This is a genomic window from Yoonia maritima (genome assembly GCF_043641945.1).
In the GTDB taxonomy this organism is placed as follows: domain Bacteria; phylum Pseudomonadota; class Alphaproteobacteria; order Rhodobacterales; family Rhodobacteraceae; genus Yoonia; species Yoonia maritima_B.
Genome location: NZ_JBHZRX010000002.1, coordinates 508,860 through 525,134, shown reverse-complemented (window position 1 = coordinate 525,134; position 16,275 = coordinate 508,860). Strand labels below are relative to the sequence as shown.

Annotated in this window: 21 protein-coding genes and 1 other RNA gene; 9 read left to right on the top strand and 13 right to left on the bottom strand. The window is 54.7% G+C overall.

Features of this window, described 5'->3' with window-relative positions; all coding sequences use genetic code 11:
• Positions 1 to 13: 13 nt before the first annotated feature.
• The 7 genes from ACHUEV_RS06275 to ACHUEV_RS06245 all read right to left on the bottom strand — a co-directional run bounded on the left by ACHUEV_RS06275 (position 14) and on the right by ACHUEV_RS06245 (position 6,114).
• On the bottom strand, positions 14 to 1,126 hold the full coding sequence (locus ACHUEV_RS06275) for an SPFH domain-containing protein (RefSeq protein ID WP_394178199.1): 1,113 nt from the start codon (positions 1,124 to 1,126) through the stop codon (positions 14 to 16).
• Positions 1,127 to 1,153: 27 nt separating this feature from the next.
• Entirely contained in the window at positions 1,154 to 2,056 is a 903-nt protein-coding gene (locus ACHUEV_RS06270) for a DUF2927 domain-containing protein (protein ID WP_394178198.1), read from the bottom strand.
• A gap of 72 nt (positions 2,057 to 2,128) precedes the next feature.
• Positions 2,129 to 3,319 (bottom strand): toxic anion resistance protein, encoded by a 1,191-nt coding sequence (locus ACHUEV_RS06265; RefSeq protein WP_106355061.1) that lies wholly within the window; start codon positions 3,317 to 3,319, stop codon positions 2,129 to 2,131.
• Complete coding sequence (locus ACHUEV_RS06260) at positions 3,316 to 4,212, bottom strand: 5-bromo-4-chloroindolyl phosphate hydrolysis family protein (RefSeq protein ID WP_394178197.1); 897 nt, start codon at positions 4,210 to 4,212, stop codon at positions 3,316 to 3,318. The genes ACHUEV_RS06265 and ACHUEV_RS06260 overlap by 4 nt, the downstream gene beginning before the upstream one ends.
• Entirely contained in the window at positions 4,212 to 4,415 is a 204-nt protein-coding gene (locus ACHUEV_RS06255; protein ID WP_394178196.1) for a hypothetical protein, read from the bottom strand. The genes ACHUEV_RS06260 and ACHUEV_RS06255 overlap by 1 nt, the downstream gene beginning before the upstream one ends.
• Before the next feature lie 14 nt (positions 4,416 to 4,429).
• On the bottom strand, positions 4,430 to 5,248 hold the full coding sequence (locus ACHUEV_RS06250; RefSeq protein WP_394178195.1) for a TerC family protein: 819 nt from the start codon (positions 5,246 to 5,248) through the stop codon (positions 4,430 to 4,432).
• A 65-nt stretch (positions 5,249 to 5,313) separates the two neighbouring features.
• On the bottom strand, positions 5,314 to 6,114 hold the full coding sequence (locus ACHUEV_RS06245) for a pseudouridine synthase (RefSeq protein ID WP_394178194.1): 801 nt from the start codon (positions 6,112 to 6,114) through the stop codon (positions 5,314 to 5,316).
• Positions 6,115 to 6,180: 66 nt separating this feature from the next.
• Here ACHUEV_RS06245 and ACHUEV_RS06240 point away from each other — a divergent pair, with 66 nt between their 5' ends.
• From ACHUEV_RS06240 to rpmG, 8 genes are all read left to right on the top strand, one after another.
• Positions 6,181 to 6,639, top strand: coding sequence for a nucleoside deaminase (locus ACHUEV_RS06240; protein ID WP_394178193.1), 459 nt, complete (start codon positions 6,181 to 6,183; stop codon positions 6,637 to 6,639).
• Positions 6,636 to 7,286 carry a ceramidase domain-containing protein gene (locus ACHUEV_RS06235; RefSeq protein ID WP_394178192.1) on the top strand — a complete coding sequence of 217 codons (651 nt, stop codon included), beginning with the start codon at positions 6,636 to 6,638 and terminating at the stop codon, positions 7,284 to 7,286. Before ACHUEV_RS06240 ends, ACHUEV_RS06235 begins: the two co-directional genes overlap by 4 nt.
• Before the next feature lie 39 nt (positions 7,287 to 7,325).
• Positions 7,326 to 7,613: an Asp-tRNA(Asn)/Glu-tRNA(Gln) amidotransferase subunit GatC gene (gene gatC, locus ACHUEV_RS06230; RefSeq protein WP_106355076.1), complete on the top strand. Its 288-nt coding sequence runs from the start codon at positions 7,326 to 7,328 to the stop codon at positions 7,611 to 7,613.
• A complete protein-coding gene (gatA, locus tag ACHUEV_RS06225) occupies positions 7,613 to 9,094 on the top strand; it encodes an Asp-tRNA(Asn)/Glu-tRNA(Gln) amidotransferase subunit GatA (protein WP_394178191.1) in 1,482 nt (493 codons plus the stop codon). The genes gatC and gatA overlap by 1 nt, the downstream gene beginning before the upstream one ends.
• Positions 9,095 to 9,134: 40 nt before the next feature.
• Positions 9,135 to 9,866 carry a hypothetical protein gene (locus ACHUEV_RS06220; protein ID WP_394178190.1) on the top strand — a complete coding sequence of 244 codons (732 nt, stop codon included), beginning with the start codon at positions 9,135 to 9,137 and terminating at the stop codon, positions 9,864 to 9,866.
• Positions 9,827 to 10,546, top strand: coding sequence for an N-acetylmuramoyl-L-alanine amidase (locus ACHUEV_RS06215; protein ID WP_463602998.1), 720 nt, complete (start codon positions 9,827 to 9,829; stop codon positions 10,544 to 10,546). The genes ACHUEV_RS06220 and ACHUEV_RS06215 overlap by 40 nt, the downstream gene beginning before the upstream one ends.
• Before the next feature lie 11 nt (positions 10,547 to 10,557).
• An RNA gene (rnpB, locus tag ACHUEV_RS06210) (RNase P RNA component class A) lies at positions 10,558 to 10,952 on the top strand.
• Between the two features lie 117 nt (positions 10,953 to 11,069).
• Positions 11,070 to 11,237, top strand: a complete 168-nt coding sequence (rpmG, locus tag ACHUEV_RS06205) for a 50S ribosomal protein L33 (protein WP_008233681.1) — start codon at positions 11,070 to 11,072, stop codon at positions 11,235 to 11,237.
• 108 nt (positions 11,238 to 11,345) lie between these two features.
• Here the strand turns inward: rpmG and ACHUEV_RS06200 are convergent, their stop codons facing one another.
• The 5 genes from ACHUEV_RS06200 to ACHUEV_RS06180 form a co-directional block, all read right to left on the bottom strand.
• Positions 11,346 to 12,062: an LrgB family protein gene (locus ACHUEV_RS06200; protein ID WP_394178188.1), complete on the bottom strand. Its 717-nt coding sequence runs from the start codon at positions 12,060 to 12,062 to the stop codon at positions 11,346 to 11,348.
• Entirely contained in the window at positions 12,055 to 12,402 is a 348-nt protein-coding gene (locus ACHUEV_RS06195) for a CidA/LrgA family protein (protein ID WP_394178187.1), read from the bottom strand. Before ACHUEV_RS06195 ends, ACHUEV_RS06200 begins: the two co-directional genes overlap by 8 nt.
• Before the next feature lie 115 nt (positions 12,403 to 12,517).
• Positions 12,518 to 12,985 carry a cupin domain-containing protein gene (locus ACHUEV_RS06190; protein WP_394178186.1) on the bottom strand — a complete coding sequence of 156 codons (468 nt, stop codon included), beginning with the start codon at positions 12,983 to 12,985 and terminating at the stop codon, positions 12,518 to 12,520.
• Positions 12,986 to 13,059: 74 nt separating this feature from the next.
• Positions 13,060 to 13,836: a Bax inhibitor-1/YccA family protein gene (locus ACHUEV_RS06185; RefSeq protein ID WP_394178185.1), complete on the bottom strand. Its 777-nt coding sequence runs from the start codon at positions 13,834 to 13,836 to the stop codon at positions 13,060 to 13,062.
• A gap of 123 nt (positions 13,837 to 13,959) precedes the next feature.
• Entirely contained in the window at positions 13,960 to 14,175 is a 216-nt protein-coding gene (locus ACHUEV_RS06180; protein WP_394178184.1) for a DUF1127 domain-containing protein, read from the bottom strand.
• Positions 14,176 to 14,289: 114 nt separating this feature from the next.
• Between ACHUEV_RS06180 and ACHUEV_RS06175 the strand changes: the two genes are divergently transcribed.
• Positions 14,290 to 15,162 carry a LysR family transcriptional regulator gene (locus ACHUEV_RS06175; protein ID WP_394178183.1) on the top strand — a complete coding sequence of 291 codons (873 nt, stop codon included), beginning with the start codon at positions 14,290 to 14,292 and terminating at the stop codon, positions 15,160 to 15,162.
• Here the strand turns inward: ACHUEV_RS06175 and ACHUEV_RS06170 are convergent.
• Positions 15,152 to 16,111 (bottom strand): NADPH:quinone oxidoreductase family protein, encoded by a 960-nt coding sequence (locus ACHUEV_RS06170; RefSeq protein WP_394178182.1) that lies wholly within the window; start codon positions 16,109 to 16,111, stop codon positions 15,152 to 15,154. The genes ACHUEV_RS06175 and ACHUEV_RS06170 overlap by 11 nt on opposite strands.
• Positions 16,112 to 16,275 lie beyond the last annotated feature (164 nt).

The window sequence follows — 16,275 nt, the reverse complement described above, 5'->3', positions numbered from 1 at the left end:
GCCGCACTAATGGTTAAGCGCCCGGTGGCGGTGGTGGCATGATCGTGAATAGCTGCGCAAGTTCAATGACTTCACCAGCCTGTAGCCAGCCATCTTGCCCTTGCGTCCAGACCATGCTGTCGCGAGAAAGCGTGCCTTCAGTCACCATACGCCCCATGGCGGCCTTTGAGAACGGCCCCGTTACTTCGCCAGCGTTCGCAATGTGCCATACGTGTTCAACAGGTGGTGGTGGCGGAGGTGTAGCCGCTGCCGGCGCAGGCGCTGCACCCCAAGGCCCTTGTTGTGCCATTTGGCCAGCCATAGCCATACCCATTCCAGCACCCAAACCTGCAGCCATACCGCCACCAGCCGGGTTGTTCGCGGCAGCCGTCATTGCCTCGGCTGCGGAATACTGTGTGAATTTGCCCAGATCACCAGCTAGCCCCATGGACGTGCGTTTATCCAATGCAGCCTCGACCGCAGGCGGCAGGCTGATGTTTTCGATGTAAAGCTCTGGGATCGACAGGCCGTATTGCTTCATGGTGCCGTCGATTGCAGTCGCAATCAGCTTGCCCAGATCAGCAGTGTTGGCGGCCATATCCAGAACGGGAATGCCGGATGATGCGATCACGCGGCTGAATTCCTGAACGATGATGTTGCGGATTTGATAACTGATTTCATCCATTGTGAATTCGCCATCGGTACCGACGATTTCACGCAAGAACACAGCCGGATCACTGACCTTAACTGTATAGGTGCCATAAGCACGCAGGCGTGTTGGCCCAAACTCTGGATCACGCAGCATGATCGGGTTTTTGGTGCCCCATTTCAGGTCAGAGAACCGAGTCGTGTTGACGTAGTAGATTTCAGACTTGAACGGGCTATCAAACCCATGATCCCAATGTTGCAGGGTGGTCATGATGGGCATGTTGTTGGTTTCAAGCATATAAAGACCCGGCGTAAACACGTCTGCCAACTGACCTTCGTGCACGAACACTGCCGCCTGACCTTCGCGAACGGTCAGTTTGGCACCGTATTTGATCTCGTGGTCTTCACGTTCAAACCGCCAGACCATCGTGTCGCGGGTGTTGTCGGTCCAGTGAATAACGTCGATGAATTCGCCGGTAAGAAAATCGAAAATGCCCATTTACGTGGCCTCCGTAGTTATAACAGTTCAGCTTGCCCCTTGTGCCATCAGGTCACGCGCGATGAGCCGTGCGATGGGGGCAGCAGTTGCGGGGTCCATGTCTGTTTCGAGACGTGGATCATATAGCATTTGCAGAAGCAATTCGTCATGCGTTGTTAGCAGCGCAAATTCTTCGTCATCGTTAAAGATTGAGGGGCGCGCGCCGGGGCTGTCGTTGGCAAGACCCATACCTTGCGCCAATTCTTCGTGGATGCAGGCGCTACGCATGAGGTTCGGGTGTTCGGCGCGGATCACGGCGATTGCTTTGGTATAGCTAGAATGGCCGGGGACAAATGTCCCGATGACAACGCAAAGCTGATCGCGCGGAAGATTAACAAAGGCCCGCACTGTCGCATCCGAGATGGTCGGGATCAGTTCGCGTAGTTTCGGTTCGAAAGCACGGCGGTCGTCTTCGCCCAGAAATAGGACATGGTAATTCGGGTTGGTATCATCAAAGGTTATCGGCACCCCAGTCAGCCGCGATAGTCGCGCAGCATATGTCTGAACGCTTGCCTTATCTTGATCACGCTGGTCATGGGGCACCGTGCTGCCGAATTCGACTGACATCCGAATGGACTGATCCCAACGGCGCAGCTTAGAAACTGTGCTGTGGGCGTTCCGAAAATCGCTGTCGTCGCGGTATTCGTTGAATAGTGCGATACGTACGAAATTGCGGGCCAATTGCGTGTCGGTGAATTGGGTGTCGGGGCCGCCCCCGTCGCCGCGCAATAGGCCTTGGGTCAAAAGGTCGTTTTGCAGACGCTTATAGTAGACAGCTAGTTGTTTGCTGGCCTCGCTCGGTTCCATCACCTGTGGTGGGGTGACCGGCGGGGCGACAACCTCTGTCTTGGGTTCTTGGGGTGTTTCAGTTGGGGGCGGGGCAAATGCCACGCATCCGGCCGTACTCGCCAAAGTGACGAGCAAGCCGAAACACTGCAATTTCCCCCCAAACCCCATGTTTTCTTAGCTATTGACCGAGGTGCCAACCACGTCGCCAGTGCCAGTTGCCTTTGCTTTGGCAGCGGCGAGCGTGTCTTTCAGCTCAGTTTCCATCTTCTGCATCTCAACTTCGGCTTCCGCACGCTTGCGTTTACCTTCGTCTGCGATCTCTAAGCTTTCGTTGATTGTTGCGATCAGGTTGGCGTTGGCCTCTTTGACGGCATCAATATCGAACACACCGCGTTCCATTTCTTCGCGGATGGTGCGGTTGGCCTGGCGCAGGTTCTTGGCGTTGGCGGTCAACAGTTCGTTGGTCAGATCGTTTGCATCGCGGACGGCTTCTGCGGCCTCAGACGAACGCTGGATGGTGACGGCCTGTGCCAGCTGTGTTTCCCAAAGTGGTACAGTGTTCACGAGGGTCGAATTGATCTTCGTGACCAAAGACTTGTCGTTTTCTTGTACCAAGCGGATAGATGGCAAGGACTGCATCGTCACCTGACGTGTCAGTTTCAGATCGTGTACACGGCGTTCCAGATCGTCACGGGCAGAACGGATGTCGCGCAGTTCTTGCGCTTTCATCACGGCCTGATCTTCTGGGGCTGCCTGTACTTCAGCTTCTTTCGCTGGGATGGTTGTGGCGTCTAGATCAGCGATCTTGGCTTCTCCAGCAGCGATATACAGCGCCAATTCGTCATAGAATTGCAGCGTTTTGTCATAAAGCACATCGAGGCTTTCGATGTCTTTTAGCAGGATATGTTCGTGGCCCAACAGATCATCAGTGATGTGGTCGATCTGACCTTGGACATCTTCGAAACGGGCAACGAATTTCGCCATTGGCGCCGCGCGGCCCAATAGTTTTTCCCACCAGCTACGCTTGCGACGTACATCCAGTTCAGAGATCGAGAAGCCGCGGATCGTTGTCACGATGTTGCGCAGGCTGTCGCCAGCTGGGCCGACGTCTTTGTTGCGAACACCGGCTAGCATTTCTTGGCTGATGACTTGCAGTTCAGCCTGTGCCGAAGAACCAAACGACACGATAGAGTTGGTGTCAGTCACATCAATTTCCGCGATGCGTTTGGTAATTTCAGCGCTGGTTGGTGCGTCGGCTTGTTCAAGCGTCACTAGTTCGCCTTTTGGTTCAGGCAGAACGACGGCTGTCACTTTCGCCACTTCTTCAAGTGCCGCTTCGGCCTTTTGGCGGGTAATCTCGGTCATTCGTCATTTCCTTTCGGTTTCAAGCTGACGCCTTCGCGTTGGAGGCGGTCACGCAATACGTTAATTTCAATATCCATGTCGCTACGGTCATCCAGCATCATCTTGTGCGTGCGCGCGGCAAAGTTTTGTTGCAGATCATCCAACAGCGCCTCATAGTTTGAACGGGCGCTTTCGTCTTTTTTGCGCTGGTACAGGTCGACAAATTTGGTTGTCGCGTCGCGGGCACCTTGCAAATAAACACCAAGGAACTTGCGTGCGCCTGTTAGATCGCGTGGGTCTTCTTCTACAGTGCGGATCATTTTGCGGGCGACTGTTTGGAACGTAGCAACACGCATGGTCAGCTTACGGTCGTTCAGAATGTCGATCTGGCCGCGCATGGCTTCTAGGTGTGCTTCGGCCTTGTCCACGACGCGGGCAACGCGATCTTGTTGAAAATCGTCGATGCCTTCCATTCGTTTGTCCGCAAGCGGATCAATCCCAAATGCCGCAACATGCAGGCCAAGTGCCGCAGCACCGTATAAAACCGAACCGATAACTCCGGTGTCGCCAGTATAAGCGGCAATTGCGACCCCGATCCCGGTCAGCAGTGATGCCATCATCTTGCGTGGCAATGCAGGGCGGCGGGCAACCTTGCGGGCGTTATACGCGGCCTCAGCGACGAGTCCCTCTTGGAGTAGCCAAGCCGCAAGGGTCAGAACGCCGCCACCGACAAGCGCTGCTACCAATGTCGCCGGACCGTCGTTGATTGAAGTTAGAACCAGAATAACTGCTGGAACATATAAAATCCGGGCAGGGGACCTAGCTGCGCGGGCCTCTCTGATATCAAGAACGGCCTCGCGGGGTGCATTATTCGTGCCGTCAGGGCTATATTTTCCGCCAAATCGCTTTGCCATCAAGAGGCCCCTAACATGCCAGAAGTGATACCAAACATGAGAATGACGAGAACAATATAACTGATCCGCTTAAATGTTTGCGGCATCTGGTCTTCTTCCTTTCCTTGGGCCCATAGGGCCACCGCCTGCACTGTTCCTAGCAGCGCCAATCCAGCAACCGCGAGGATTGCGAGAAGGGCGATAGCAAGGAACAAGCGGGCCATTGCATTGCTCCGGCTTAGTGTTTCTGCTCAGCGTGGCGCTGTGCACTGAGTTTGCGGCTGTAGCCCGACTGGATGATTTCGACAGCAACCAGCACGACGACAGAGAAGTAGAATGTAGACTTAGACATTGGGATGATATCCTTGCCAAAGACCTTGATGTTCAACGTGTCGTCGTGAACGGCGTGGGCTGCGGCTGGGCCAGCTTCGCCCAAAAGAACGACACCAACGATCAGCAAGATAAACAGGCCAAGGACCTCGTACATACGGTTCTTTTCCAAGAAACGCGTGACGCCATCAGCCAGCAGCAACATCGCAAGGCCAGAAAGGATGATCGCGAAAGCAAGAATTGGGAACACATCCGTAATCGCCAGCGCCGAAAGCACCGAGTCAAACGAGAAGATCAGGTTCATGATGACGATCAATATGACAACCTGAGCAGCAGATTTTCCTGATTTTCCATGAACGTCATGGCCTAGGTTATCCATCGACAGCATGTGCGCGATTTCTTTCACCGCGGTGTACATGATGAAGATACCACCAATGACAAACACGATGGTCGCAAAGTTAACGCCGCCTTCAAGCACACCAACCCAGTCCATGATAAAGAAGGGTTCGGACAATGCATCAATCAGCTTGATCATCGTGAACAGCAGCACCACGCGCAGCGCGACAGCAATCATGATACCCCAAGTGCGTACCGATTTTTGCTGCGCTACCGGGGCGCGTTGGCTCTCGATTGAGATATAAAGAAGGTTATCAAAGCCCAGAACAGCCTGCAAAAAGCAAAGCATGAGCAAATTAGTTGCGTTTTCGAGCGTCAGCAGGTCGGCCAAAGCGAATTCCCCCAGAAAGTTTTGTTACTTTTACCATGCACAACGCAAAGTAACAGAACAAGGGTTCAACTGCGCCGTTTTTTCCCCGCGCTAGGCCGGTTTACCGGTTTTCGAACGCGCGTTGGTGTTGGTTTGTTTGATAGGCCTAGCTGATCTCGGACAACGCGCTGTTTTACTTCTTCAACTTCGCCAGCCTTTAGCTCGCCCAGTTGAAACGGACCATAGCTGACGCGGATCAGCCGGTTCACGGTCACGCCGATTGCTTCCATCGTGCGACGAATCTCGCGGTTTTTACCTTCGCGGATGGATACAGTCAGCCACGCGTTCGCGCCTTGTTGGCGGTCAAAGGTAACGATCATCGGTTGGTATTTGACACCATCAACCTCTATGCCGGCGCGCAGTTGATCTAGCTTCGCTTCGCTTGCGCTGCCTTTGATCCGTACGCGGTAACGGCGCAACCATCCGGTTGAGGGCAGTTCCAGCTTGCGTTTGACACCGCCGTCGTTGGTCAGCAGCATCAGGCCTTCTGAATTCAAATCAAGGCGGCCAATCGACATGACTCGAGGCATATCTTCGGGCAGGGCACCAAAAACAGTCGGGCGGTCGCGTTCGTCGCGTTCCGTCGTCACAAGGCCTGTAGGCTTGTGGTACAGCCAAATGCGTGGCGGTTCTGGTTCGCCCACCAATTTGCCATTGGCAGTGATCTTGTCGCTTGCGGTGACGTTCAGCGCAGGGCTGTCGATTACCTTGCCGTTCACGGTCACGCGGCCGTCGGCAATCATACGCTCGGCCTCGCGGCGACTTGCGACGCCTGCGCGGGAAAGGACTTTGGCGATACGATCGCCCTGAGGAGTGTCATTGGTCATATCTATGCCCATAGCTGCTTTGATCGCCCCTTGCCAGTGGGTGCTTGGTCGGGGCATCACATTCACATGAATTTTCGTAGCTACATGAAGATTGCTCTAGACGAAGCACGATCTGCCGCTGAGCGTGGTGAAGTGCCCGTGGGTGCTGTTATCGCGGGTCCGGAAGGTGTGATTGCGCAAGCGGGCAACCGCACACGCGAGTTGAATGATCCGACCGCCCATGCCGAGATGCTGGCGATCCGGGCGGCTTGCGCGACCTTGGGACAAGAGCGGCTGACGGGATATGACCTGTATGTAACCTTAGAGCCGTGCCCGATGTGCGCCGCAGCGATCAGCAACGCGCGGATCGCGCGGCTCTATTACGGAGCGGCTGATCCGAAGTCTGGCGGTGTCGGGCAGGGGCCGCGCGTATTTTCGCACCCGCAGTGCCATCACAAGCCAGAGGTCTATGACGGAATCGCAGCACGGGAGTCGGAGGATCTCTTGATGGATTTTTTCGCGGCACGACGCGTACCCGTTAAGTGAATTGGCTTGCGCAAATCGACGGGTATTGTGAACGCACCGATGCGGCCTATTGGTCCGAGCCGATAAACGCGCTTACGAACCTCGCGTTTGTTATCGGCGCAGCAGTGATGTGGCGGCGAACGAACGGTCAGCCTTTGGGGCGCGCGCTTTGTGTGATTTTGGCATTGATCGGGATTGGCAGTTATCTGTTTCATACCCATGCCACTGCTTGGGCAGCGCTTGCGGACGTCGCGCCGATTGGTGTGTTTATCTTGGTATACCTGTTTGCGGTGCATCGCGATGTTCTAGGGCTTAAGCGGCGCATCGCGATGTTCGCGACAGCAATGTTTATACCTTATGCCGCGATCACCGTTCCGGTTCTGAATGCGACCCCATTTGTCAGGATCTCCAATTTCTATTGGACGGTTCCGATTTTGTTATTTGCTTATGCCTTTGCACTGCGAAAGCGTTTGCCGGATACCACTGAGGGGTTTGCAATTGGCGGCGCATTGCTTTGTTTGTCTATCGCGTTGCGTTCGCTTGATGAAATCTTATGCGCCGCTTTCCCAATTGGGACCCATTTCATGTGGCATTGCCTGAATGCCGCAATGTTGACGTTGATGATTCACGTTTACAGCCGCCATATGCTTGCGACCCGCAGTTTGTAGCGGTAAACGCGGGTGAAAGATTTACCGGAGACGCGTTCCATGTCGATTGACACAGAAACCGCCCGCCGCGTGGCGAAACTCGCCCGCATTAAGGTGGAAGACGATGCACTGCCTGCTTTGGCCGCTGAATTCAGCGCGATCCTTGGCTTTATCGAGCAACTGAATGAAGTCGATGTCGAAGGCGTTGAGCCAATGACATCTGTCACTCCGCAGCGCCTAAAGCGTCGCGAAGATGTTGTTACTGATGGCGATCAACAAGAAGCAGTTCTTAAGAACGCTCCTGATGCCCGCGAAGGGTTCTTTGCCGTGCCGAAGGTGGTTGAATAATGACTGATCTAACAAAACTGACCATCGCGCAGGCCCGTGACGCAATGCGCAAGGGTGATACAACCAGCGCTGAGATCACAGCCGCTTGTTTGACAGCGATCGAAGATGCGGGTGCGTTGAACGCATTTGTTCACAAGACGCCAGAAATTGCGACCGAACAGGCCGCAGCAGCTGATGCACGTATCAAAGCAGGCGATGCGCCAGCAATGTGTGGCATTCCGCTGGGTATCAAAGATCTATTTTGTACCAAAGGTGTGCCTTCTCAGGCGGCCTCTGGCATCCTTGAAGGGTTCAAACCTGAATACGAATCAACCGTGACAAGCCAATTGTTCGACGCGGGCGCAGTGATGCTGGGCAAGCTGAACATGGATGAGTTCGCGATGGGTTCGTCAAACGAGACGTCTGTCTATGGCGACGCCGTAAATCCGTGGAAAGTCGATGACCGTAAGCTGACACCTGGTGGATCATCCGGTGGTTCGGCAAGCGCGGTTGCTGCTGACCTTTGCCTTGCGGCCACAGGTACAGATACGGGCGGTTCAATCCGTCAGCCTGCCGCCTTCACTGGTATTACTGGTTTGAAGCCAACTTATGGCCGCGTGTCTCGTTGGGGCGTTGTCGCCTTTGCGTCGTCGCTTGATCAGGCTGGCCCAATGACCAAAGACGTGCGCGACGCGGCTATCATGCTGCAGGCCATGTGTGGCCACGACCCAAAAGACAGCACGAGCGCCGATCTGGCTGTGCCCGATTTTGAGGCTGCCTTGACTGGCGACATCAAAGGCAAAGTCATTGGTATTCCCAAAGAATACCGTATGGACGGGATGCCCGCAGAGATCGCGAAGCTTTGGGAAGACGGCACTGCCATGCTTAAAGACGCGGGCGCTGTGATCAAAGATATCAGCCTGCCGCACACGAAATACGCTTTGCCAGCATACTATGTGATTGCCCCAGCAGAGGCATCGTCAAACCTTGCCCGCTATGACGGCGTTCGTTTTGGACACCGCGCGAAACTAGACGCAGGCGATGGCATCACTGAAATGTACGAAAAGACCCGCGCCGAAGGCTTTGGTCACGAAGTACAGCGCCGCGTTATGGTCGGTACTTATGTGTTGTCCGCTGGTTTCTATGATGCCTATTACAACCGCGCTCGCCGCGTGCGTGCGTTGATCAAGCGCGACTTTGACAATGTGTTTGCTGACGGTGTCGATGCGATTCTGACGCCAGCGACGCCTTCGGCTGCGTTTGGTTTGGGTGAGATGACAGACGCGGATCCGATTCAGATGTATCTGAACGACGTGTTTACCGTCACTGTGAACCTTGCTGGTCTACCCGGCATTGCTGTGCCAACAGGCACTGATGCCAGAGGCTTGCCGCTTGGTTTGCAGTTGATTGGGCGTCCGTGGGAAGAGGCTGATCTGCTGAATGTGGCCTATAGCCTAGAGCAAACAGCAGGTTTTGTAGCCAAACCGACCAAGTGGTGGTAATTATCTTCAAAAGAAGATGTTGAGTAGCAGGTGATCATCGATGAAATTTAGCTATGGTATTGCGCTAAGCATTCTGGCGTTGGGCGCTTGCGCGACAACGGATGCACAACGTGCGCGTGGCGTCGGATTCGATGATTACTCTAACTACGAACTGGAACGTGCGCGCCGCGAGGCCGCACTGACATCACCACAGACATCAATCATCCCACCTGCGAAGGTGACGACGATTGTGCGCAATGACCCCGCGCCAGTCTCAGGGACGCAAGCGATTGCGTCGTCTGAACTCGCCAATGCAGGCATTGGGCAATCACGACCGGCTCAGCCGGTTGTTGGTGAACCGCTTTCGGCGCTCAACCCAGTTGCCGTTCCATCAAGCAATTCAGGCATCTCAGACGAACAAAACTTTGATGCTGTGGCTGGGCGTGAAACCATCGAAAGCGACGCGGCACGCCGTGCGGCCCAGGCTGCAGCACGCGAACAGGTCGAGCCAACAGCTGTTCCTGACCGTCCATCGAACACGGGGCCGAACATCGTTGAATACGCGGTAAATGCGCCAAACGTAAAAGGGCAGGAATGGTATAGCCGTTCTTTGCTAACCACGCAGGGACGCTATCAGCGTAACTGTGCAGACTACGCGACACCTGATGACGCGCAGCGCGATTTCCTTGCGCGTGGTGGGCCAGAGCGTGACCGTCGCGGTATCGACCCTGATGGCGACGGCTTTGCCTGCGGTTGGGACCCTGCGCCGTTCCGCGCAGCCTTCGGCAACTGAGACTGACCACACATAATTCGCCTAATTGTGGGCCTCGTCGGGACGGTGCGCAGCCGGATATGGTTGTGTTGCACTATACGGCTATGAAATCTGCGGATGCCGCGCGACAGACGTTGTGTAATCCCGCGAATGAGGTTTCCGCGCATTATCTGATTGCTGAAGACGGCGAAGTCATGTCGCTGGTGCCAGAGGCGCTGCGTGCTTGGCATGCTGGGGCAGGGCGCTGGGGGGCGGTCACTGACGTTAACAGTAGATCAATTGGGATTGAGATCGCGAATGACGGCTTTAGCCCCTTTGCAGCCCCGCAAATGGATGCGCTGGCCGATCTGCTGAAAGGCATCAATGCGCGCTGGGGCATTCGCCCAGAACGTGTCATCGGGCATTCGGACATGGCGCCGGGGCGCAAGATTGATCCGGGCGCGCGATTCGACTGGCGTAGGCTTGCGCGGATGGGGTTTGCGGTTTGGCCCGAAGAAGTTGCGTCAGAGAGCCCTGAGTTCTTTGCACCGCGCATGCGGGCCTTCGGGTATACGGCCACGGATGATGCTGATTTGCTGCTATCTGTGTTTCGGATGCGATTCCGTCCTTGGGCCACAGGCCCCCTTGATGAAACTGATGCTGGCATGATCACCGATCTCGCGCGCCGTTTCCCCGTTGACGTGAACGCCGCGAGCACCTAACTGCGTTATGCGCGGATGGCTGGATGGCCGCGGGCGGTAACGTCCGAGGAAAGTCCGGACTCCAAAAAGCACGGTGCCGGGTAACGCCCGGCGGGGGTAACCCTAGGGAAAGCGCCACAGAGAACAGACTGCCTTGGTCGCATCTATGGTGCGCATTCGTCAAAGCCAAGGTTAAGGTGAAACGGTGGGGTAAGAGCCCACCGCGCGAGCGGCAACGTAAGCGGCACGGCAAGCCCCACCGGGAGCAATGCCAAATAGGGACTACGCGCCGTAAGGCAGGGAGGCTTGAGCCCGAGTAGTCCGGGTTGGCAGCTAGAGATCGTCTGGTAACAGGCGGTGTAGATGAATGGTCATCCATTTGGGGTAACCCAAAGGACAAGATCCGGCTTATAGGCCGTCCGCGCATATTCATCCCCTCTTTCCGCGTCTTTGCGGTTGACTCGGGGCACGGCTGGCGTAAAAGGCAGCTTCAATGAATTTATGCGTAGTGCCGATGATGGCCCGCAACCAGGAGAGATGAGATATGGCGAAGCCTACCACCATCAAGATCCGCCTGAACTCCACTGCGGGGACCGGGCACTTCTACGTCACGAAAAAGAACGCACGTACAATGACCGAAAAAATGGTCATCAAAAAGTACGACCCAGTTGTGCGTAAGCACGTCGAATACAAAGAAGGCAAGATCAAGTAATTGATCGTCCCTTTGGATCGAATAAAGGCCACGCAATAGCGTGGCTTTTTTCGTTTTATCGGGTGTTTCAACGTCGGTTATGCAGAGACGCTGTTCTGCATGGTGGGCCTAGAAGAATAACCCCCACAGGATTGGAACAAGCAAAGCGGTGGCTATGGCATTCAGCCCCATTGCAAGGCCAGAGAATGCCCCAGCTGTTTCGTTAACCTGCAATGCCCGCGCTGTACCGATCCCATGGCTGGCGGTGCCAACAGCTAGCCCACGGGCGCCCCAGTCCTTTACCCCTATCAAGTTCAAAAGAAGCGGTCCAAACATCGCGCCAAAGATCCCCGAGACAATCACAAGCACAGCGGTAAGCGACGGCAGGCCACCCAAATCTTCTGAAATCGCCATGGCGACCGGGGCGGTCGCGGATTTTGGGGCGATCGAAGCAAGCAATGTCTCCGAGCCCCCAAACACCCATGCCGTACCGACAGCAGTAAGAATCGCGACGAGTGAGCCGGTTAAAAGGCTCGCGCCAATCGCGAATGCCGATCCGCGTACACGATCCCATTGCCGATAGAGCGGTATAGCGAGCGATACAGTCGCGGGACCCAGTAGAAAGTGAACGAATTGTGCGCCTTCAAAGTAGGTCGCATAGTCGGTTTTGGTGACGAATAGTACTGACACGATCACAATTACGGATCCCAGTACCGGGTTCAGCAGCGGATTACGTCCGCCCTTTTCGAATAGCCAAGTTGCCGCCTGAAACGCGACCATTGTGAGTGTCAGGTGAAAAAGTGGTGAGGCGTTAAGATAGACCCAAGTCTCCTGAATGCTATTCATCAGTACCAGCCCGGTTTAGCCAGCGCATCATAAGCGCCGTAACAATGATCGTCATGGATGTGCTGACTATCAGCGCGGCGCTTAGGGGCAGCAAGGCCTCTCCTAGCAGTTTAAAATGCATCATGACCCCAGCGCCAGCAGGCACGAAAAGCAGCGACATAGCTTGGAGTAGGCCATCTGCTGTTTTGCTTAATCCCTTTGGTATTTTTCCCCGCATTAAAAGCAGACTGAAGAGAATTAGCATGCCAACCACCGGACCGGGTATGGCAATCCCAAACATGCCAACGATGAGTTCTCCTATCAGCTGGCAAACCAAAATGAGTGTGAAGTAACCGACCATCGTATCCCTATGAACGTTAAAAGCTTAGCCTCTCATCCCGCAGGATTCGGTTCAACAGTCGAGTTTACGGCAGTTTTGGCGGCTGGCTTGGAGGCCAGCATGAACAGGAATGTGTTCACTCGTAAGGGGATTCGGCTGGCCTGCCGTCAATCGTCGTATGGCTCCGCTCACCCTTCTTTCGATCAAAACGCAGTATCCGGTCGTGATCAGGGTAGGTGACGACATCGCTATCAGATCGCGTTCCGATGACGAGGTAGGTCGCATCTGCGTCGCTGGTGTTTTCCAAGAAATGGCCCTGCTGCTCACCTGCTTTGAAGGTTGCCGCGTCGCCGGGGTTAAGGGGGGGAGTGCTATCGCCTTCATGGACGGTGACCGTGCCCGAAAGCATATAGATCATCTCATCCTCATTCTGGTGCCAGTGTCGGAGGGACGATTTTGATCCGGGCGGCAGGGTCTCTGTGAACGCGCCAAACTGCGTTAGGCCACCGCTGTCGCTAATTAGTCGGGCACTATAGGTACCCAAGACCGGGTGTGCCTTTTCGGGTTCATCTAGCTTTGCTTCGTTGGCGCGGATGATGGGCATCGTAAGACCTTTGCGAATAAACGAAAAAAGGCCAGCGTTTCCGCCGGCCTTTTGTGTTTGCTATGCTATCTGGCTTACTCGCGGTTGCCGAACAACTGCAGCAAGAAGATGAACATGTTGATGAAATCAAGGTACAGGTTCAGCGCACCCATGATTGCAGATTTCGCCAACCATTCGCTGTCGCCGTGAGCCGCGTGCGCGATGTAGTCAGTTTTAATCTTCTGCGTGTCATAAGCTGTTAGACCAGCAAAGATCAGCACACCAATGCCAGAGATCGCGAACATGATCGCAGGTGACTGCAGGAAGATGTTGACGATAGACGCAACGATCAGACCAACGACGCCCATGATCAGGAATGTGCCCCAGCCGGACAGGTCTTTCTTAGTGGTGTAGCCCCACAAAGAAAGGCTCGCGAAAGCAATCGCTGTGATCAAGAAGATCTGAACGATTGATGCGCCTGTGTAGACAAGGAAGATCGAGCTGAGCGAAAGGCCCATCACAGCTGCGAACGTGTAGAACACAAGCTGCGCTGTTGCAGCAGACATACGGTTGATCATCGCGCTAAGGCCAAAGACGAATGCCAGCGGTGCAAACATGATGACATAGCGTAGCGGAGTTGTGTAAATCAGCCGACCCAGCTCGGTCAGGTATTGACCTTCACGCAGTGCAACCTGAGCACCTGTCGGGTCTGACGTCACGGCCAGCCCAGCAATAGCCCAAGCAGCCAGAGCTGTGATGACCATGCCGATAGACATGGTTGCGTAGACTTTGTTCATATGGGCGCGCAGACCCTCGTCGATCGCACTCGTGCGTGCGCCGGCGCCTGTGTCTGCCCAATCGTATTGTGCCATTGTGACCTCCAAATAATATCGTGGTTCCGACAGTTGGAACCCTTGCTGTCGATATTGGCAGCTACTGCCAATTTTTCAAGGTCCTAGCGCATCAACGACACCGTTTTCGCACAAATTTGTGGTTTATTGGGTCCAGTGGTCGGGAACATCCCACGGTGCTTTGTGTGCTTCCCTTTCTGCTTGGCTTCTGCTGACACCAATATCGCGCAGCATGTGGTCGTCTAGGGCTTTGAGCCGACGACGCTGCCGGGCCACCCCAGCAAGCCCTAATAGACGTGAAAAGATGCTGATCCGACGACGCGGTCTGCGAAGTATAGTATGTTGAATTGAACTGTTCATGACCTGTCCTTTCGTGATGAGTCCACTGTTTTGCATTTCAATGCTTGATGAATAGTCTTCGATCATCCATAATCAAAATGAATGTTTGAGTTATGATATATCAGGAATATTGATATGGCGCGAAATCTAGACACAACTGCACTGCGATCATTTGTTGCTGTTGCTGACACGGGTGGAGTCACGCGGGCAGCAGGATTGTTGAATTTAACCCAATCCGCCGTTTCGATGCAGCTTAAGCGGCTCGAAGAATCGTTGGGCGTTGGATTGTTTGACCGGTCCTCGCGCAGCATCAGTCTGACCTCTCAGGGGGAATTGCTGCTTAGCTATGCACGCCGAATGTTAGAGTTAAATGACGAAGCCTACGGCAAACTGACAGCGCCTGATTATGAAGGCGAAGTTACGCTGGGTGTTCCGCACGACATTGTTTACCCAGTGATTCCTGTAGTTCTTCAACGGTTTGCGGCCGCATATCCGCGTGTTCGTGTGCATCTCGTTTCTTCGTTCACGCGTGGATTGGTCGAAGATTTTCGGCGCGGTGCGATTGATATTATCCTAACAACCGAAGATTCGGTGGGAGAGGGCGGTGAAACGCTCACTAAAATTCCGCTGATTTGGGTTGGTGCGCCAAAGGGGCAGGCTTGGAAAAAACGACCCCTTCGACTGGCCTATGAGGAAAGCTGTATCTTCCGTCAGTTCGTGCAACGTCGCCTGGATGAGGTCGGCATCCCATGGGAGATGGCGGTGGAAAGCAACTTTAGCCGCACCATCGAGGCAACGGTCAGCGCAGACCTTGCTGTACATACGATGCTAGAGGGCACAGAGCCCCGTCATCTCGAACGGATCGAACACGGTGGTCAGCTACCCAGTTTGCGCGAAATGAACGTGAACCTTTATCAAGCGAACCTTGATCAGGGGCCAGTCGTTCGAGATTTGGCAAAGTTTGTCCGTGATGGTTTTTATACGCTCAAAGCGCCCGTTATGGCGTGACGACGACCTTTCCGGTCGATTTGCGGGTGCGCAGCAGGTCCAATGCCTCTGGTGCTTTGTCCAAGGGCATGACGTGGCTGATATGGGGCTGCAGGCGGCCCGTGGTGTACCATTCCATAAGCTCTGCCAAACTGTCAGTCAGTGCCTTTGGATTAAACGTCAGATAGCCGCCCCAATAGAACCCGATCACACTAACGTTTTTGACAAGCAGTATGTTGGCAGGAACTGGCGGGACGTCACCGCTCGCAAATCCAATCGCAAGGATGCGGGCCTCGCGATTACATGCGCCAAGGGCGGCTTTGAACAACTCGCCTCCGACCGGATCATAAACGACATCAGCGCCGCCCAGCGATTTCACAACGGCCTTAACATCATCAGTATCGCAATCGATCAGATGGTCGGCACCGGCCTCTTTTGCGACAGCGAGCTTTTCAGCCCCGCGCGCAACAGCAATAACGCGGGCGCCCATTGCTTTGCCGACTTCGACAGCGGTCAGGCCCACGCCGCCTGCGGCGCCAAGCACCAAAAGCGTTTCACCCGGCTGCAAATTTGCCCGGCGCTTTAACGCAAGATGTGATGTTCCATATGCCACCATGAACCCGGCGGCTGCTTCGGCTGGCATTCCATCGGGCACGGTTGTGCAGCGATCGGCGGGGAAAACACCCTGTTCGGCAAGCCCGCCTTTGCCTCCGAAAACGGCGACGCGCGTGCCAACAGCAGGTTCTGAAACGCCCGGCCCTTGCGCGACAACTGTACCGCATACTTCCATGCCCAATGTAAAAGGAAGGGCGGGGGTGTCCTGATATGTACCCTTCGACATCAGCAGATCTGCAAAGTTTAAACCGCAAGCTGCGATGTCCAAAAGCACCTCTCCGGCCTGAGGTTTTGGCGTCTCAACGTCTGCCATTGATGGCGGTTGAGTGTGAGAAGTGACCTGAAAAGCGCGCATGTGACCCCGAATCGCAGTAGAATGTTTCGTGTTTTCTTATGCGAAAACTCACCAATCTTTACAATTTGCTCGTTTTTTTACCGTTTGATCGACAATGAACGCGTGCTAACCTGTCCTTAAGGTAAGGTAGGGCGCTGCAACCGTTGCGTGTTCTTCACGACACG

Coding starts and splice junctions, on each gene's coding strand:
- ACHUEV_RS06220 (WP_394178190.1), top strand. CDS start 9,135: ATGAAATTTAGCTATGGTATTGCGCTAAGCATTCTGGCGTTGGGCGCT.
- rpmG (WP_008233681.1), top strand. CDS start 11,070: ATGGCGAAGCCTACCACCATCAAGATCCGCCTGAACTCCACTGCGGGG.
- ACHUEV_RS06180 (WP_394178184.1), bottom strand. CDS start 14,175: ATGAACAGTTCAATTCAACATACTATACTTCGCAGACCGCGTCGTCGG.
- ACHUEV_RS06265 (WP_106355061.1), bottom strand. CDS start 3,319: ATGACCGAGATTACCCGCCAAAAGGCCGAAGCGGCACTTGAAGAAGTG.
- gatA (WP_394178191.1), top strand. CDS start 7,613: ATGACTGATCTAACAAAACTGACCATCGCGCAGGCCCGTGACGCAATG.
- ACHUEV_RS06245 (WP_394178194.1), bottom strand. CDS start 6,114: ATGACCAATGACACTCCTCAGGGCGATCGTATCGCCAAAGTCCTTTCC.
- gatC (WP_106355076.1), top strand. CDS start 7,326: ATGTCGATTGACACAGAAACCGCCCGCCGCGTGGCGAAACTCGCCCGC.
- ACHUEV_RS06200 (WP_394178188.1), bottom strand. CDS start 12,062: ATGAATAGCATTCAGGAGACTTGGGTCTATCTTAACGCCTCACCACTT.
- ACHUEV_RS06190 (WP_394178186.1), bottom strand. CDS start 12,985: ATGCCCATCATCCGCGCCAACGAAGCAAAGCTAGATGAACCCGAAAAG.
- ACHUEV_RS06255 (WP_394178196.1), bottom strand. CDS start 4,415: ATGGCCCGCTTGTTCCTTGCTATCGCCCTTCTCGCAATCCTCGCGGTT.
- ACHUEV_RS06185 (WP_394178185.1), bottom strand. CDS start 13,836: ATGGCACAATACGATTGGGCAGACACAGGCGCCGGCGCACGCACGAGT.
- ACHUEV_RS06195 (WP_394178187.1), bottom strand. CDS start 12,402: ATGGTCGGTTACTTCACACTCATTTTGGTTTGCCAGCTGATAGGAGAA.
- ACHUEV_RS06170 (WP_394178182.1), bottom strand. CDS start 16,111: ATGCGCGCTTTTCAGGTCACTTCTCACACTCAACCGCCATCAATGGCA.
- ACHUEV_RS06240 (WP_394178193.1), top strand. CDS start 6,181: ATGAATTTTCGTAGCTACATGAAGATTGCTCTAGACGAAGCACGATCT.
- ACHUEV_RS06260 (WP_394178197.1), bottom strand. CDS start 4,212: ATGGCAAAGCGATTTGGCGGAAAATATAGCCCTGACGGCACGAATAAT.
- ACHUEV_RS06175 (WP_394178183.1), top strand. CDS start 14,290: ATGGCGCGAAATCTAGACACAACTGCACTGCGATCATTTGTTGCTGTT.
- ACHUEV_RS06275 (WP_394178199.1), bottom strand. CDS start 1,126: ATGGGCATTTTCGATTTTCTTACCGGCGAATTCATCGACGTTATTCAC.